This window comes from Streptomyces sp. NPDC051172, from assembly GCF_040682555.1.
Lineage (GTDB): Bacteria > Actinomycetota > Actinomycetes > Streptomycetales > Streptomycetaceae > Streptomyces.
Genome location: NZ_JBFBBE010000004.1, coordinates 148,461 through 165,895, shown reverse-complemented (window position 1 = coordinate 165,895; position 17,435 = coordinate 148,461). Strand labels below are relative to the sequence as shown.

Below are 17,435 nucleotides of genomic sequence, written 5' to 3'. Positions count from 1 at the left end.
GCGTGCGCACGTCCGCACGCGTGCCCCGGGCTGTCAGTCGGTCCCGATAGGCTGAAAGCATGACGCGAGCCGAGCAACCAACGGCCCACCACCCGGCCCCCGACGACGCCCTTGTCGCGGACTCCCGCGAGCGTGCCGTCCGCGCCCTGCTGCGCCGACCACAGCTGCGACGGCTGTGGAGCGCACAGCTCGTGGGCGGAGTCGGGGACATCCTCGCCCTCCTCGTGCTGGTGTTCCTTGCCCTCCAGGCGGCGATCGGCGAGGGCTCGTTCGGCGGTGGGTACCGGGGCGTGGCGTTCGCAGTGGCGACCGTTTTCGCAGTGCGCGTCCTGGCGACGCTGCTCTTCGGAGCCGTTCTGCTCGGGCCGCTGACCTCGCTCACCTCTCAGGAGGGCCCGCTCGACCGCCGCTGGACCATGGTCGGCGCCGACGGCGTCCGGGTCGCCGCGCTGATCGTCGCGCCCCTGTGGATCGACTGGACGCCGGACAACGCGCTGGCCGCGCTGCTGGTCACGGCCTTCGGCACCGGAGTCGCCGAGCGCTTTTGGACGGTGTGCCGCGAGAGCGCGGCGCCTGCCCTGCTGCCGGCCCCGCCCCCGGAGGGCGCGACGGTACGACCGCTGCCGGACCACATGGACGCTCTCCGCCGCCTGTCGCTGCGTACGAGCTTCGTGGCGATCCCGCTGGCGGCTGCCGCGCTCGTCGTCGCGGGGCTGCTCAACAACCTTCTCGGCACCGGGCTCGACTGGTTCGACCAGCACCAGGCGGCCCTCGCCTCGTATGTGGCGGCCGGCCTGTTCGCCGCGTCGCTGTCCGTGGTGACCTTCCTCGAGCTGCCCGACACGCGCACCCCGCGCGCGCGTTCGCCGCTCGAAGGGCTGCGCCGCCCCAAGACGGGTACGGCCGTGGACAAGGGCCGCACGGGCGCCATCCCGCTGCTGGTGCTCTCGGCTGCCGCCGTGGCGGGCGCGGTCTCCGCGGCCGTCGCCGTCTGCGTGCTGCACGCCAAGGATCTGGGCGGCGGCCCGGTGACGTACGGCCTGCTGGTGCTCGCACTGACGGGCGGGGTCGTCGTCGGCATCCGTACGGCGCCTTCCGTGCTGCCGACCCTGTCGCGGCGCCGGCTGCTCGCGCTGGCGATCGCCTTCACCGGGGTCGCGCTGCTGGCCGCCGGGCTCGTCCCGGACGTCACCACGGTCATGCTGATCGTCGCGCTCGCCGGCATCGGCGCGGGCGTGGCCGCCAACACCGGGCACACGCTGCTCGACCAGGAGGCCGAGGACTACCGGCGGGCGCGTACCACGGAGCACCTGCACGCGGTGGTGCGCGTGTGCGTGGCGCTCGGTGCCGTGATCGCGCCCGTGGTCGCGGCGGGGATCGGCCCGCACCGGCTGGAGAACGGCAAGTTCGTGTTCGCACACGGCGGCGCCGCGTTCACGTTGATGCTGGTCGGGGCGCTGCTGCTGCCGGTGGCCGCGCTGGTGCTGGCCAAGGTCGACGACCGCTCGGGCGTGCCGCTGCGGCACGACCTGCGGGACGCGCTGCTGGGCGGCGACGACCCGGTGACCGTACCGGCCTCGAACGGTTTCTTCATCGCCTTGGAGGGCGGCGACGGAGCCGGCAAGTCCACGCAGGCCGAGGCCCTCGCCGAGTGGATCCGCGGCAAGGGCCACGAGGTCGTGCTGACCCGGGAACCGGGGGCGACACCGGTGGGCAAGCGGCTGCGGTCGATCCTGCTGGACGTGTCGAGCGCGGGGCTGTCCCACCGGGCGGAGGCCCTGCTGTACGCGGCGGACCGCGCGGAACACGTGGACACCGTGGTCAGGCCCGCGCTGGAGCGGGGGGCGGTGGTCATCTCCGACCGTTACATCGACTCCTCGGTGGCCTACCAGGGGGCGGGCCGCGACCTGTCGCCGACCGAGATCGCCCGCATCAACCGCTGGGCGACGAACGGACTCGTACCGCATCTGACCGTGCTCCTCGACGTCTCGCCGGACATCGCGCGCGAGCGGTTCACGGAGGCGCCGGACCGGCTGGAGTCGGAGCCGGCCGAGTTCCACGCGCGCGTGCGGTCCGGTTTCCTCACGCTGGCCGCGGCCGACCCCGGGCGGTACCTGGTGGTGGACGCGGGCCAGGAGCCCGAGGCCGTCACCACCGTCGTACGGCACCGGCTCGACCAGCTGCTGCCGCTGTCCGAGGCCGAGGTGAAGGCCCAGGAAGAGGCGCGGAAGAAGGCCGAGGAGGAGGCCCGCCGCAAGGCCGAGGAGGAGGCTGCGCGCAAGGCCGAGGAGGAGCGGCTGGAGCGCGAGCGCCAGGAACAGCTCGAGCGGCTGCGCGCCGAGGAGGAGGAGCGCAAGCGGCGCGAGCTGGAGGAGGCGCAGCGCCGCGAGGCCGAACGGCAGGCGGAGGAGGCCCGGCAGCGCGCCGAGGAAGCGCGCCGCCGTGCCGAGGAGGAGCAGGCCCGTCTCCTCGCGGAGGAGAAGGCCCGCGCCGAGGAGGAGGCCCGCCGCAAGGCCGAGGAGGAGCGGCGGCGCAAGCAGGCCGAGGAAGAGGCCCGGCTGCACGCCGAGGCCGAGGCACGGCGCCTGGAGAAGCAGCGCAAGGCCGAGGAGGCGCTGCTGCGGGCCGAGGAGGCCAGGCGGCTCGCCGAGCAGGCCGCGGCCGCCGCTCAGGCGGGCCCGACACGGCCTGCTGCGCCCGCGGTGCCGCCGGAGGCGTCGACGGTGCCGACACCGGTGGTGACGCCGACGAACGCGTCGGGCGGGCCGGTGGAGGAGACCGCGGTGCTGCGGCCGGTGCGGGAGGAGAAGCCGGGCGCTGCGCGGACCGGCGAGTCCGAGTCCGAGGTGACGGCGCAGCTGCCGCAGCCGCCGGCTCCCACCGGAGCGACGGACGAGACGGCTGTGCTGCCGCCGGTCGTGCCGGGAGCGGCCGACGAGACGGCCGTGCTGCCGCCGGTGCCCTCCGGCGCCGAGGACGAGACCGCTCTGCTGCCTCCCGTTCGGGGCGAGGACCCCGCGCATCGGGTGCCGCCGGGGCTCTTCCGGGACGAGCGCACGGGCGCGCATCCGGACGGCGCCGAGGACCGCACGCGGGAAATGCCCCAGATCGACCCGGAGGGCGGGCTCCGGCGCCGGACGCGCTCCGACTGGGCCGAGGAGACACCCCTGGACGACCTGCCGACGCTGGCGGACGAACTGCTCGGCCCGCGCGATGACGAGCACGACGACGGCGCGGGCCGCGGGCGGCGCGGTCGGGGGCGCCGGGGCTGACGTCGGCGGGCCCGCGGCCGGGCGGCTTGCGGGTGCGTGGGATCTGCCTTGCTCGGCGCCGGTGGTGGGCGGTCGGGGTTGGCTGGTGGTTGCCGAGGTGCAAGGGGCGCTGGGGTCGCGCCGGCGCGGGTTCGGTGTGGGTGGCGTCGGGGCGGCGCACCGTTGCGCCGCCGTCTGGGCGGATCGGTCGGTGGTGTGGGGCTGGAACCGCTCCTTCGGGCAAGCCGTCCCGGGAGCTGCCCGGGCGGCACCGCGCTCGGCCGTCGTTGTCAGTGCCGGGCCGCACAATGGATCTCGCAACGTGAAACGTGACGAAAGGGCGGGGTGAGCGCATGACCGTCTGGGACGACCTCGTCGGCCAGGAGAAGGTGGCCGAGCAGCTCGGCGCCGCTGCCCGGGACGCCGATGCGCTGGTCACCGCGGTCGCCTCCGACGCACCGCCGCCCGAGGCGTCGAAGATGACGCACGCCTGGCTGTTCACGGGCCCGCCGGGCGCCGGGCGCATCCAGGCGGCGCGGGCGTTCGCCGCCGCCCTGCAGTGCATCAGCCCCGACCGCGCGCTCGGCGGAGCCCCGGGCTGCGGGTTCTGCGACGGATGCCACACCGCCCTGGTCGGCACGCACGCGGACGTCACCACCGTGGCCGCCGTCGGCACGCAGATCCTCGCCGACGACATGCGCGACACCGTCCGCAAGTCGTTCACCTCACCGGCCAACGGCCGCTGGCAGGTCATCCTCGTCGAGGACGCCGAGCGGCTGAACGAGAAGTCCGCCAACGCCGTTCTGAAAGCAGTGGAGGAGCCTGCCCCGCGTACGGTCTGGCTGCTGTGCGCCCCTTCCATCGAGGACGTCCTGCCCACCATCCGCTCCCGCTGCCGGCATCTGAACCTGCTCACGCCCTCCGTGGACGCCGTCGCCGACATGCTCGTACGGCGGGAAGGCATCGAACCGCCCGTGGCCGCCGCGGCGGCCCGCGCCACGCAGGGGCACGTCGACCGGGCCCGCCGCCTGGCCACCGACCCGGCCGCCCGCGAGCGCCGCGCCGCCGTCCTGAAGCTCCCGCTGCGCGTCGAGGACGTCGGCGGCTGCCTCAAGGCCGCCCAGGAACTCGTCGACGCGGCCGCCGAGGACGCCAAACAGCTCGCCGAGGAGCGGGACGGCAAGGAGACCGAGGAGCTGAAGGCAGCGCTGGGCGCGGGCCAGGGCGGCCGGATGCCGCGCGGCACGGCAGGCGTGATGAAGGACCTGGAGGACAAGCAGAAGCGGCGCAGAACGCGTACGCAGCGCGACAGCCTCGACCTCGCCCTGACCGACCTCACCGGCTTCTACCGCGACGTCCTGGCCCTCCAGCTCGGCACCCGCGTGGCCCTCGCCAACGCGGACGCCGAGGACACCCTGGAGCGCCTCGCCCGCGGCAGCTCCCCCGAGTCCACCCTCCGCCGCATCGAGGCGATCGCCGCGTGCCGCGAGGCGCTCGACCGCAATGTGGCTCCGCTGCTGGCGGTGGAGGCGATGACGATGGCACTCAGAGCCGGCTGACCGCGCCCGAAGACCGATGATCAACGGGAAGTTGACGAGGTAATTCGTACGAGCCACGGTGTGCACGGAGAGCGTCTGTACGGCTGCGCAGAGTTACCCTCGCCTGATGTACATCAGGTGCAGCTCCCGTCCCTGCCGTCCCAGAACCGCAGCCACCCTCCTCGCCACGGCCGCGCTGCTCGTCTCCGCCTGCTCCACCGGAGGCACCGCGAGCACCGGCGGCAATGCGGCGGATGCGGTGCTTGCCGCGCTGCCGCGGTCGACACCCTCCGCTCTCTCGCCGTACTACGGGCAGAAGCTGAGCTGGCGCACCTGCGGTACCGCGGGCTTCGAGTGCGCCACGATGAAGGCACCGCTCGACTACGCCAGGCCGGACGCCGGAGACGTACAGCTCGCCGTCGCCCGCAAGAAGGCCACCGGCAAGGGCAAGCCGCTCGGTTCCCTGCTGGTGAACCCGGGCGGGCCGGGCGGCTCGGCGATCGGGTATCTGCAGCAGTACGCCGGTGTCGGTTACCCGGCCCAGGTCCGCGCCCGCTACGACATGGTCGCCGTCGATCCGCGCGGCGTCGCCCGCAGCGAGCCCGTCGAATGCCTCGACGGCCGTCAGATGGACGCGTACACGCAGACGGACACCACCCCCGACTCCGTCCATGAGACGAACGAACTCGTCCGCGCGTACCGGAAGTTCGCGGAGAGCTGCGGGCAGCACTCGGCCCAGCTGCTTCGGCACGTCTCCACCGTCGAGGCGGCCCGCGACATGGACATCCTGCGGGCGGCGCTGGGGGACTCGAAGCTGACGTATGTGGGGGCGTCGTACGGGACGTTCCTCGGCGCGACGTACGCCGGACTCTTCCCGGAACGGGTGGGCCGGATGGTGTTGGACGGCGCGATGGACCCCTCGCTGAGCAGTCGCGAACTGAATCTGGACCAGACCGCGGGATTCGAGACGGCTTTCCAGTCCTTCGCGAAGGACTGCGTGCAGCAGCCCGACTGTCCGCTCGGGCGCAAGGGCACCACGCCCGCCCAGGTCGGCGACAACCTCAGTGCCTTCTTCAAGGAACTGGACGCGCATCCCATCCCCACCGGCGACGCCGACGGCCGCAAGCTCGGCGAGGCCCTCGCCACCACCGGCGTGATCGCGGCGATGTACGACCAGGGCACGTGGGCGCAGCTGCGCGAGGCGCTGACCTCGGCAATCAAGGAGAAGGACGGCGCGGGCCTGCTCGTCCTCTCCGACAGCTACTACGAGCGCAACGCCGACGGCCACTACACGAATCTGATGTCCGCCAACGCCGCCGTGAACTGCCTGGACCTCCCGGGCGCCTTCGCCGGCCCCGAACAGGTGGAGAAGGCGCTGCCCTCCTTCGAGAAGGCCTCCCCGGTCTTCGGCAGGGGCCTCGCCTGGGCCTCCCTGAACTGCGCGTACTGGCCGGTGCAGCCGACCGGCGCCCCGCATCGCATCAAGGCGAAGGGTGCGGCACCGATCGTCGTGGTCGGCACCACCCGCGACCCGGCGACCCCCTACCGCTGGGCCCAGTCCCTGTCCCGCCAACTCACCTCGGCCCGCCTCCTCACCTACGAGGGTGACGGCCACACCGCCTTCGGTCGCGGCAGCACCTGCATCGACTCCGCGATCGTCGCCTACCTGCTCCGCGGAACCCCTCCGACCCAGGGAAAGCGCTGCTCATAGCCCTGCGACCAGCCCCGCGGAGCCACCGCCCGGGGCTGGTACGGAGCACCCCTCGAAACTGTGTAGACTTACCGACGTTGCTGATCGCACCATAGTGCGCACGGCGCGCCGCCTTAGCTCAGATGGCCAGAGCAACGCACTCGTAATGCGTAGGTCTCGGGTTCGAATCCCGAAGGCGGCTCTGAAAAAGCCCAGGTCACATAGCCCGTGACCTGGGCTTTTGTGTTGCTCGGGCATGGCGCGGCGCTGGATGGGAACGCCGTGGGAACGGCTTGCGTGAGCGATGCGTGAGCGGAGCGGCTCGGGCCTACTTCTTGCGCTTCTTCCGCTGGGCTTTCTTCTTGGCCCTGGCCTGGAGGTTCGCCTTGTCCTTCGGGTTGCCTGTGCCCGTCTTCTTCTTGGTCTTGGCCTTCTTGGCAGCCTTCGCGGCCTTGCGGGCGGCCTTCTCTTCCTCGGTCTTGCGTTGAAGCGGGACCAGCTTGGCGGTGGCCTCGGCGGCGTTCTTGCCGACTTGGGGCAGGACGCTTAATGGTGACGTCGGGTATTGGAACTGTCCGAATGCCTTCGTCCTCCGTTGCACCCAAGGCGGTTCCGTCGTCTCGGTGAAGCAGCACGGCAATGTCGGAAGTTCGGCAGAATGAGCCGTATGACGAGTGCGAATGATCGGCCATCAGCTGCCACGGGCAGAGAGGTTCAGCTGCTCGGGTCCTCAGGTTGGACGGCTTTCCCGAACTGGCGTGGGCTGGAGCGCACGCCCGTAGACGACTTGCTGAGCATCGCCCTGAACGACGGCATCCCTGTCGCTTGGGTGCCGCCTGCGGAGGTGCTGAGCGAGTTGCTCACCGCCAGCGGGCATGAGGTCCGGCTTGAGGTACTTAGCCGGTTCGAAGACCTCATCGTCTCCGCTTGCGAGGCGGAGATCGCCAGTTGCCGGGACGAGTCGATGTTTGAGGATGTCGCTCTCGCGGAGAGAGTGATCGCGGCGTTCCGGGCCGGCCACCGAGAAGCAGCAGCATGCCTGGCCTTGCTTGGTACCGAGGAAACGTTCTACGGCGTTACGGGAGTGCCCCGCGACGCTGCGGAGCTCAGCCAGAAGCTGAAGAAGTACCAAAAGCGGGAGATCCAGGAGCGCAACCCTGCCTTCTCCGACAAAAAGCTGGATCAAGAACTACAAAAATGGCTGAAGCAACAGGTCAGCTATGCGGGTCTGTCTTGGAAGGCTCGCTATCGGCAGCCGCTGTCGCCTGGCTGGGGAGATGGGTTGGACCCAGGGGTAGTATTCCTGCCCCTGCAGTCCCTGTATACGCGCTACTTTCCGGGCAAGAATGATCAGGTACCGGTCAGTTTGTCCCGCCATCTAGTGGCGCACCGTCCCACCCTTGAGCATCTTGGTCGGGGAAACTGCTTGATCGCTGTGATGCTGATGACGTCGTTCTTTGCCCAGAAACAGACATACTGCGTCGACGCGCGAATGGCCGATGCCGAGCCCGACTACGGAGATGACGAGTGCAGTGGAAGCAATGTCCCGAGCTGACCGTGACGGCCTGGCCTTCCACGAGTGTCATGTATGCCTCGCCCGCTCGCTGATCTCGGCGGCGTAGGTTGCCCAGTTGCCGGCGGAGAGCCGTTGCCAGGCGACGGCGACGTCGGTGTGGATGCCGAGGGTGCGGGCGAGGATCGAGGCGGGGATCTCGGTGGCGAGCTGGAAGAGAGCGGTACTGCGGGCCTGATTGGGCCGGATCCCGAGCTGGTTCAGCCGCTGTGTCAGCTGTGTGGTGCTGATCGGCCGTCCGGGCTGTCCGCCGGGTAAGAGCCATGGAGACGGGGCCAAAGCCCCGATGGTCGCGTGGCCCTTGCGGTTCGCGGCAACGGTGCGGGCCAGCTGGGCGACGGGCTCGGGCAGCTGAACGGGGGCATCGCCGAGACGGAGACGTACCTCTTGAGCGCCGACCTCGACGTCCTCGGTGGTCAGTCGGTGGATCGCCGATGGCCCTTGTGCGTAGAGGAGGAGAAGCAGTCCTGCGAGGCGGTCTTCGGGCTTGAGGGTGTCGTCGTGCAGGAGTCGGCGTGCGACGTTCCACCGGTGTTCGTCATCGAGTGGCTGGGCGGGGCCGTGCCAGCGGACAGCGGGGACGTGGACGGTGGTGAGCTTGTTGGTGCGAGCCCAGCGGACGAAGTGCCCTGCTGTGTGGCGGTAGGTCGCGGAGTCGTCGGTGAGCCACTGGTCGAGGTCGGCTTGTCGGCACGTTTCCAAGGCGAGGCCGTGAGCCTGAAGCCAGGTAAGGAAGGCGACGGCCGCATGGGTGCGTTGACGCGCGGATGCGAACTGCTGCGGGGTTAGAGGGCGGCCGTTGCTGCGTCGGCGTAGTCGACGGACCAGGTGCCATATCGCGTACTGGTGCAGGACTTTGCGCTGTTCGGGGTCTTGCTGTGATGCGAGAAGGCCGTGAAGGAAACGTTCGAGGCGGACCATGTACTCGTCCCGCTCGGGCAGGGCGCCGACGCTGACGAGGACTTGGCGGAGGTGGGCGAGGGGTGGGCTGTCCGGCAGTTCGTCGAGGGCCTCGTGAGTCAGGGCTCGTCTGCCGGCCGCGAGGTCGGCCAGGACCGGAGACACGGACGGCTTGTTCAGCCATCGATTGGCGGTGAGTGGGTGCTCGGTGGTGGCGATGTTGTTCCGCAGGGCTTGGAGACCGGGGTGGAGGGCATCGGACGGAGGGCCCAGGAGCTCGTTGAGGCGCCGATTGATGAGGCAACGAGCGCACTGGCCGGGGTGCGGGTAATCGGGATCGCTGCAGGAGGGGCAGGTGTGCCAGACCTCAGGCGCGGTGCAGCCCAGGCAAAGGGGTTGGTCGAGAGTGCCGGAGACGACTGCTTCGACGCCGCCGCAGGCTGAGCATGGCGCGGAGTGACGCTGGCAGTCCAGGCACCATGGCCGACCCGTGGTCCGGGAGGTGCCGCAGGGTTTCTCCGCGCCGCAGATGCTGCAAGTCGCGGTGGGCAGAGAGGGGCAGCCTTGGCAGAGAGGGCCGTCCGGTGTGCGGGTGTTCACGACCCTTCGTCGGCCGCAGTTGATGCAGGTCTCCAGGTTCGCCGGGTCACTGACCAGGCAGTTCGGACACACTGGCCGGCCTTGGTCGTCGCGGGTGGCGGGCTCGCGGCGGGCTCCGCATCCCGAGCACTCCTCAATGCGGGAGTGGGAGATGCACATGCGGCAGACCCGCTTTCCGTCCAGAGGCTTGTCGATAAGTACGACTCTGTGGCAGCCGGGGCAGGACGGCCGGACAATCCCGGCGATGCCGGCATCGTGCAGCAGGTCGATCAGCTTGAGGGTCGCGCGGTGGGGTGCGAGGTGACCGTCGCCGGTCAGCAGAGCTGGGTGGGATTCCAAGGACCAGGCAAGTTTCCGCTGGTAGGAGGGGCGAGGCGCAGATCGACAGACCGCCTCGGAGACCGTCTCCCGCTCGGCCTGGGGATCCAGCTCAGCGATCAGGGAGTAGATCACTGCGATGGGGTCACGCCCGTCGTCGTCCGGGCACTGGCTGCATCGGGGCTGCCCGGTCCGGTCGCGTGAAGTGAGCCGGCGGATGTTTCCGCAGGCAGCACACGGCTCGGGCTGTGACCGCCCGCAGTTCCAGCAGTACCAGTCCTGGCCGCGGCGCTGGAGCGTTCGTATCTGCCTGCCGCACTCGGCGCAACACGGCGGCGAGACCGTCTGGGCCCCGGCCTCACGCAGGGCGATGAGCAGGTCGCCGACGGCCCGGGGCGCCGGCGACCTGCCGTCGTTCAGCACGCGGGGATGCTCAGTGAGATGTGCCGCGAGGAGGCGTGACTTCGATCGTCCGCCCGCGACGCTGGCGACCACGGCACGGATCCGGTCCGGCTCCAGCCGATGTTCGATGGCCGCGACCAGGTCCGCAATGAGCCCGATCGGGTCGGAGACGGCCCGCTCTGGGTGCCCGGGTACGGTCACGGCTGTTCGAAACCGCGGATGCGGGCTCGCTTGGGTCGCAGGTCACCGACGCCTGCCTCGGCACCGACAGCCTTCTTTGTTCGGGTAGCGGTTCCGGCACCCGCCGCGGCGGTCGGCTCGATGAGGTCGTCCATGGTGCAGTTGAGGATGTCGAGCAGAGCCATGAGGATCTTCAGGCTGAGCCGCTCGGGGCGCTCGACGACGAGCCGGTAGACCTGGCTGGACGACAGGGTGATGCCCCGGTCGTCCAGCAGCGGGATGAGGTCGGTGGTGGAGAAGAGCCCGCGGTCGGCCATGACCTTCCGCAAGTGCCAGTGGTAGTCGAGCTTCGCGGCCATCAGCGGTCCTTGTTTGCGGGGAACGTAGCGAGCGCGGGCGCAAGTGCCCTGTGGAGCATGGTGTTCATGAAGTCGTCGCTGACGTGGGTGTAGATAGCGGTGGAGCTGTCATTCTCGTGACCGACTTGCTGCTGGAGAAACCGGCGGTCAACCCCGTCCTCTATGAGGTGGGTGACGTAGGAGTGGCGAGCGGAGTGGACAGTCAGCGCCTTCGGGAGCTTGAGCGCGTCGCGATAGGCGACGAACCGGGCGTTGATTTCCGCCGGCTTGACCCGGCCGCCCCGCTCGGTCACCCACAAGGCGGGGTGATCCTCGCAGCCGAACCGCGGCCGTACGTTCTCCACGTAATCGGCGACCGCCTCCACCGCCCAGTCCATCACCGACAGCACGTTCCGACGGCGCGGCGGCTGCCCCTTCTTCGCCTTGCCGTAGCGGACGTTGAGGGTGCCGTACCGGCCGAACTGCGGCGCCTTCGCGTTCCGCCCGAAGTCGACCACATCCAGCTTCGATGTCTCCGTCCGGCGCAGACCCCACCCATAGATGACCTTGAAGAGGGTGGCATCGCGGTAGGCGGCGAGGGCTCCCTTGCGCTTGGCCCGTACCGCTCGATCGACCTGGTCATCGGCGTAGTCGAGGAAGCGCTGGATCTCCTCGCGGGTGAACGGCCTCGCCTCGGGACGCCCCTCGTAGTCGTTGAGATGGGCGATGGTGTTCCACTCATGGCAGATGGCCACGGGGTGAGTGCCGAAGGCGTCCTCGCAGGCCACCGACCAGCCGTACCGGCCGTCGATCAAGAACTCGCTGAACAGGCGCAAGCTGCCCTGATAGCTGCGGATCGTGGACGGCGCGAGGTGCCTCTCGCTGGCCAGCCACAGTGACCACTCGTCCACGTGGCCGGACGTCCAGGCCCACGGGTATTCGTTGGTGTGATCCAGAAACCGCCGTACGAGCCGAACCCGGGCGGTGACCGTGTCCTCACGGAGCCCGCGAGCGGCTTGTTGGGCCCGCCAGCCCCGCACCATGGCTTCGACCATCGCGTCCTGCGGACGCAGCTGGGCCACCCCGGAGACCAGCTCCAGATGAGCCGCCCCCGCCAGGTCGGCGCGTCGTTGTAGACCCACTTCACTCTCCCCTTCAGAGGGCAAATCCTGCATCAGATGGGATCTGATTGCCAAACTCCCAGCCCAAGCCGCCAAGTTGCAGGAGGTTAGAGTCCTCGCCGGACCCTGCCCTGACCTCACAACCTGCAACTTCTCGCCCGCCTGATGCAATTCCCGAGGGTTCTGGTAGATGTCTCGCGTGATGCGGGTGTCACTGTGCCCGAGAGTGTCCGACACGATCTTGATGTCGATGTCGGCGGCCAGCATGAGGGTCGCCGCGCCGTGGCGCAGGTCGTGGAGCCGGATCGGCGGGAGGCCGGAGGCGGTGACGAGGCGCTCGAAGAGGTCGGTCACCTTGCCGGGGTGGAGCCAGGAGCCGTCTTCCTGGGTGAAGACGTGGCCGGTCTCGACCCAGGCCGTGCCCCACTTCGTGCGATCCGCGTCCTGCCGTTCGCGGTGCTGCTTCAGGACGTTGACGGTGTCGTCGTCGAGCGCGACGACGCGGTATCCGCTGTCGGTCTTGGGGTCGGACGCCTCGACCTCCCAGCCGTCCTGCACGAGCTGCGCGGAGACCGTGAGGGAGTGGGTGTCAAGGTTCGTCTCCGACCACGGTTGCCCGCATGCCTCGCCCCGTCGCAGGCCGCGGAAGGCGATCAGGTGCCACATCGCGTACAGCCGGTCGTCTGCGACGAAGTCGAGGAAGGCGCCGGTCTGTTGAGGCGTCCAGACCATCACGGGCGACGGCTTCTCGCCCGTCTGTTCCCACTTGGTGACCCGCTCGTCCGTCCACACCAGCGCCTTCGGCTTGCGCACGGGGTCGATCTCGACGTGGGCGGCCGGGTTAAACGTGATGATCTGCTGCCCGATCGCGTCGTTGAGGGCCGCGCGGAGCGTGGCCTTGACGTGCAGGCGCGTGGCCGGGCCAGTGATGCGCCGGAATGGCGGCAGCTCGTCGATCGCGGCCTTCATCGCCTTGCGCCGGGCGCGGTTCTCCAGGCCCTTCCAGGGCACGGTCGCCAATTCGTCAATCGCGGCTCGCCGTTGGGCGTTCTCCTCCAGGATCTGGGCGTTGGCGTCGCGGATGGCGGTGAACATCTCGCTGAGGTGGCTGACGCGGAGTCGGTCGAGGCGTCGGGTGCCAATGTACGGCTTGAGGTGCACGCGGATGTCGGTCTCGTAGCGGTTCAGGCCGGACTTGCGTATGCGCTTGCCCGCCAGCCACCGGTCGAGGTATTCGCTCACGGTGAGGCTGCCGATGAGGTCCTGGCCGGCGTTGAGGCGCCGCCGGGTCTCCTCGACGTCGGGCAGGGGAGTCTTCGCGCTGCTGACTTCCGCCAGCATGGCGGCGATCAGTTCCGTGCCCTCGGGGTCGTCGGAATCGGCCAAGCCCAGGAGCGCACGAACGTGGTCGAGATCGGCCTGGGCGGTCTTGCGGCTGTCGTAGCCGCCGCGGGCGAAGGACCTGCGGCTGCCGTCCTCACGGGGCGGAAGCTCCTGGCGTATGGAGTAGGTGCAGTGGTTCCTGCTGTTGCGCTTGGGGCAGGAGGTGCCGAGTTCCTTGCCGGTCTTGGGGTCGCGGCAGGAGCAGCGGCGGTAGGTGGAGCCCTTCAAGGCGTTCCTCCGGGGTGTCGGTTTCGGGTTCGGGCGGGTCGACGTCGCCCAGTGCGGGTGGCAGACGGGGTGGGGTGGCCCCGTCTTCGCGGAGATCGCGTCGGAGGTGGCGGAGCCGGTACTTGGCGGAGATGGCCTGGTCGGCGTATTGGGTCCGCTGGCGCTCTGCTTCTTCCTGCTGGGCGCGGCTGGTGGCCGTCTTGGCAGCGAACCGGGCCCGTTCTTCCTCTTCGAGCGCGGCGAGAGCGGTGCTCACGAGGCTGGCGTGGGCCTCGAAGTCGGGGACCAGGCCCGCGTCGTAGCCGAACACCTCCTCCTCGCCGGTGAAGCGGCGCAGGGCGTCCCAGGTGGGCACGAGGTGCTGGAACGGAAGCTCCTGGGTCTCCTCGACGTAGCCGACAGGGAAGACCAGGCAGACCGGATACGTCTCCAGCGCGGCGGCCAGGACCATGACGTCCACCAGCGGGAGATTGGCTCGGCGGCCGGACTCCATGTTGGCGATCACGTTGCGCGGGATGGGATGCCCGAGCTGCTCGCACCGGTCCGCCAATTCTTGCGCGCTCCATCCCATCTCCTTCCTCCTGCGCCGGACTTCGCCGGCCACGTTGGCTTTGACCCGGTCCGCCCACTCCGGGACGTCGTCCTCGTCACTTCCATCGTCGAAACCGCGTTGTGTCATGCAGACACATTAGCTTCGACATCCTGGTTTGTAGGCGCCTGGAGACGGATGTGACGACCGCGTTCACCGAGGGCTGCACGGAAAGGGGCGCACTGCATGAGCGAAGACACGACGGCCGGACGACCGAAGGGCGCGAAGGGGATGAGCCGGGAGGAGCTGCTCGCTCTCCCCGTGGCGGTTGACCTGGACACGGGCAACCGGGCACTGGGTCTCGGGCGCAGCAAGGGGTACGAGCTGGCGAAGCGCGGCCAGTACCCGTGCAAGGTGCTGCGACTGGGCAACGCCTACCGGGTGGTGACCGCCGATCTGTTGCAGCTGCTGGGTCTGGCGGCGTGAGGGAGCGGGAGCGTAGCAGACGATTCTGCGCTGAGCTGACACAGAAACGCTGGACTGTGGCGGGACGTGGACGTACTGTCCATGTTCCCTCGCGGTGCCCGAGCGCCCGCGAGAAGAGGGAGAGCCCCCGGCGGTGCAACGCCGGAGGCCCGATGACTCCCCACCAATCCGATGCGAACCGACCCGGCGGCACGGGCATGCCAGCCCGCCACCGCCAGACGAGGAGTCGCCGAGTGCAACCCGAGAACCCCGAGTCCTATTCCGCCTCCGCCAAGGCAACTTGGCCCACACCTGCCATCCCCGGCCAGCCCGGCGCCCACCTGCGCGCTGCACAGGCTGACGGCGCCGATCCGGATCTGAGCGACGAGGCGCCCGCCCGCAGTGCCGATGCGGCCGATGCGACGAGCGGGTTGGAGGAGATACCCGATGCGGAGCCGACCCACGGCTCGGCGCTGCTGGACGAACTGCGTGCGCAGATAGCCCAGTTCGTGATCCTGCCCTCGCCGGAGGCACTGGATGCCGTGACGCTGTGGGTGGCGGCGACGCACCTGCAGCCTGCGTGGCAGCACGCGCCGCGTCTGGCGGTGGTGGGGCCGGCGAAGCGGTGTGGCAAGTCGCGGCTGCTGGACGTGCTGACCGAGACGGTCCACGAGCCGATGCTCACCATCAACACCACCCCGGCGGCCATCTTCCGCTCGATCACCGAGGAGAGCCCGCCCACACTCCTGGTGGACGAGGCGGACACCATCTTCGGCACCCCGAAGATGGCGGAGAAGAACGAGGAGATGCGCGGCCTGCTCAACGCCGGCCACCAGCGCAACCGGTACGTCACCCGGGTCGTCGGCAACGACCACACCCCGCACCGGTTTGCGACCTTCGCCATGGCGGCCATCGCGGGGATCGGTGACCTGCCCGACACGGTCATGGACCGTGCGGTGGTGATCCGGATGCGGCGCCGGGCCGAGGGCGAGAAGGTCAAGCCCTTCCGGTCGCGGCGCGACATCCCGGCCCTGCACGATCTGCGCGACCGCATCGCCGCGTGGGCCAAGCCGCTGCTGGACGAGGCCGCGAACCTGGAGCCGGACATGCCGGTCGAGGACCGCGCAGCCGACACCTGGGAGCCCCTGGTGATCGTCGCCGACCTGGCCGGTGGGCACTGGCCCCGGCTGGCGCGGGTGGCGTGTGCGCGGATGGTCGCCGCTGAAGCGGCGGCCGAGGAGGACCACCCCAGCGGCGCGCGGATCCTCGCCGACATCCGCCGGGTCTTTGTCGCCCAGCGCGAGGCGGACAGCCTCTCCACCGAGGAACTCCTGCACCACCTGCGCCAGGACCCCGAGGCCCCATGGGCCGAGTGGGGGCGCGGCGGGCTGACCGCCCGTGAGCTGGGCAGGATGCTGCGCGAGTTCGACGTCAGGCCCGGCAACGTGCGCATGGCCGACCGGACCCAGCGCAAGGGCTACATGCGCAGCAAGTTCCTCGACGCCTGGCGCCGGTACTGCCCTGCAGTCCACCCCGTCGACGCCGACCCAGGCTCCGGCTCCAGCGAGGGCTGAGCCCCGCGCCCCTGGCTGCCGTACTTGCCGTCCCTGCCGTGATCTCGCAGGTCAAACGGCATGCAGCCAAGACGGCAACCGGGGCCAAGACGGCAACGCGATCATGACCGACGCGTTGCCTGCCCAAGACGCGGTACCGATCCGTCTTGTGCCGTACCCCGCCGTCCTGCCGTATCAGCGCAGGTCACAGCCCTGCCCACCGGGACGGAAGACGCAACGCCACCGTCTCGACGCACCGACGTCTTGTTCCGAGTCGGAACAAGACGTCGGCAGCGCCCGCCAGCACGGAGAACCGAGGCGCTTGCCGTACCCGCTCTGACCTGCGCTTGCAACGGCCAAGACGCCAAAGACGCACCACACCACTACCCCAGGAGTACCCCGCTTGAGGATCCCTCTCATGCCTCGTCGCCCAGACCGCCCGTCTCTGGACGACCAGCCTGGCCTGGAGCAGCCGGCGAAGGCGAAGCTGACGGCGGAGCAGTACGTGCTCCGTACGGCCGGCATCGTCATCGTGGCGCTGACCGCCGGTGCGTTCTGGCTCTCCTACGCCCACCTGGCCGAGGTCGCCGCCCAGCACGGACTTCGTGACTCGCCGACCCGCCGCTGGGCGTGGCCCGCGACGCTGGACGCGTTCATCGTCGCGGGCGAGCTGCTCATGCTCCGTGCGGGCCTGCGCCGCGTCACCGACAAATGGGCCATCGGCGTCACCGCCATCGGTTCGGTCGGCTCCATCGGGCTCAACGTGGCCGGGGTGACCGGCACGCGCGAAGTCGGCAGCGTGCCGTTGCTCGACTACGTGGTCGCAGCGGTTCCCCCGGCCGCCGCGATGGTGGCCTTCGGCGTGCTGATGCGGCAGATCCACGAACTGGTCGCACAGCCTGCTGCCGGTCATCCGGCCCCCGATTCCGTGCAGGTGCCGCAACCACCGGCCACCACATCCGTCCACCCCGTGAAGCCGTCGGTCACCGCAGTCGGCCAGTGGGCCGAGGCTCCGGTCGAGCACATCCGGCCCGCCGAGCTGCTCATCGAGCCCACCCGGGCCACGGAGCTACCGGCCGCCGCATCCGTCCAGCCGCCGGAATCGCCCACCGATGCTGCTGAGAGCAAGCCGCGCGGTGGCCGTCCGCCCGGCGCGCCGCTTGAGGTACTCGTGGAGATCGGCCGGGCTGCTGCCGCTGAGCAGGGCAAGCTCACCCGCGCCGTCGTCCGAACGGCGGTTGAGGACAAAGGGCTGACGGTCGGCAGTAAGCGGCTGACCGAGGTGATGGACGTCCTCCGAGCCGAACTCGAAGCCCCAGCCGAGACCGATCGGCCCGGCGGCTGACCGCAACCGCTGCCGGGTGAC

At 70.0% G+C, this 17,435-nt stretch carries 11 protein-coding genes, 1 tRNA gene and 2 pseudogenes; 8 read left to right on the top strand and 6 right to left on the bottom strand.

Annotation, left to right across the window (positions count from 1 at the left end; genetic code table 11):
• Positions 1–59: 59 nt before the first annotated feature.
• The 4 genes from tmk (at position 60) to AB0N07_RS03925 (ending at position 6,681) form a co-directional block, all read left to right on the top strand.
• Positions 60–3,272, top strand: coding sequence for a dTMP kinase (gene tmk / locus AB0N07_RS03940; protein WP_365831787.1), 3,213 nt, complete (start codon positions 60–62; stop codon positions 3,270–3,272).
• 332 nt (positions 3,273–3,604) lie between these two features.
• A complete protein-coding gene (locus AB0N07_RS03935; protein ID WP_365831785.1) occupies positions 3,605–4,810 on the top strand; it encodes a DNA polymerase III subunit delta' in 1,206 nt (401 codons plus the stop codon).
• Positions 4,811–4,916: 106 nt separating this feature from the next.
• On the top strand, positions 4,917–6,500 hold the full coding sequence (locus AB0N07_RS03930) for an alpha/beta hydrolase (protein WP_365831783.1): 1,584 nt from the start codon (positions 4,917–4,919) through the stop codon (positions 6,498–6,500).
• Between the two features lie 107 nt (positions 6,501–6,607).
• Positions 6,608–6,681, top strand: a tRNA-Thr gene (locus AB0N07_RS03925).
• 126 nt (positions 6,682–6,807) lie between these two features.
• Here the strand turns inward: AB0N07_RS03925 and AB0N07_RS03920 are convergent.
• Positions 6,808–7,080, bottom strand: a complete 273-nt coding sequence (locus AB0N07_RS03920; RefSeq protein WP_365831781.1) for a hypothetical protein — start codon at positions 7,078–7,080, stop codon at positions 6,808–6,810.
• Between the two features lie 186 nt (positions 7,081–7,266).
• Between AB0N07_RS03920 and AB0N07_RS03915 the strand changes: the two genes are divergently transcribed.
• Positions 7,267–8,034: a hypothetical protein gene (locus AB0N07_RS03915; protein WP_365831779.1), complete on the top strand. Its 768-nt coding sequence runs from the start codon at positions 7,267–7,269 to the stop codon at positions 8,032–8,034.
• Between the two features lie 27 nt (positions 8,035–8,061).
• Here the strand turns inward: AB0N07_RS03915 and AB0N07_RS03910 are convergent, their stop codons facing one another.
• The 5 genes and pseudogenes from AB0N07_RS03910 to AB0N07_RS03890 all read right to left on the bottom strand — a co-directional run.
• The gene (locus tag AB0N07_RS03910) at positions 8,062–9,117 is read right to left on the bottom strand and encodes a hypothetical protein (RefSeq protein WP_365831777.1); all 1,056 of its coding nucleotides are present in this window, start codon (positions 9,115–9,117) and stop codon (positions 8,062–8,064) included.
• A 1,352-nt stretch (positions 9,118–10,469) separates the two neighbouring features.
• A complete protein-coding gene (locus tag AB0N07_RS03905; RefSeq protein ID WP_365831775.1) occupies positions 10,470–10,811 on the bottom strand; it encodes a helix-turn-helix transcriptional regulator in 342 nt (113 codons plus the stop codon).
• Complete coding sequence (locus AB0N07_RS03900) at positions 10,811–12,052, bottom strand: tyrosine-type recombinase/integrase (protein ID WP_365831842.1); 1,242 nt, start codon at positions 12,050–12,052, stop codon at positions 10,811–10,813. Before AB0N07_RS03900 ends, AB0N07_RS03905 begins: the two co-directional genes overlap by 1 nt.
• A gap of 39 nt (positions 12,053–12,091) precedes the next feature.
• Positions 12,092–13,522, bottom strand: a pseudogene (locus AB0N07_RS03895) (tyrosine-type recombinase/integrase); the annotation flags it as partial.
• Positions 13,521–14,201: pseudogene (locus AB0N07_RS03890) on the bottom strand (helix-turn-helix transcriptional regulator); the annotation flags it as partial. The pseudogenes AB0N07_RS03895 and AB0N07_RS03890, both read right to left, overlap by 2 nt.
• A gap of 96 nt (positions 14,202–14,297) precedes the next feature.
• Between AB0N07_RS03890 and AB0N07_RS03885 the strand changes: the two are divergent.
• The 3 genes from AB0N07_RS03885 to AB0N07_RS03875 all read left to right on the top strand — a co-directional run bounded on the left by AB0N07_RS03885 (position 14,298) and on the right by AB0N07_RS03875 (position 17,414).
• Positions 14,298–14,537, top strand: coding sequence for a hypothetical protein (locus AB0N07_RS03885; RefSeq protein ID WP_365831773.1), 240 nt, complete (start codon positions 14,298–14,300; stop codon positions 14,535–14,537).
• 233 nt (positions 14,538–14,770) lie between these two features.
• Complete coding sequence (locus AB0N07_RS03880) at positions 14,771–16,090, top strand: DUF3631 domain-containing protein (protein ID WP_365831771.1); 1,320 nt, start codon at positions 14,771–14,773, stop codon at positions 16,088–16,090.
• 397 nt (positions 16,091–16,487) lie between these two features.
• Complete coding sequence (locus AB0N07_RS03875; protein ID WP_365831769.1) at positions 16,488–17,414, top strand: DUF2637 domain-containing protein; 927 nt, start codon at positions 16,488–16,490, stop codon at positions 17,412–17,414.
• Positions 17,415–17,435: the final 21 nt, after the last annotated feature.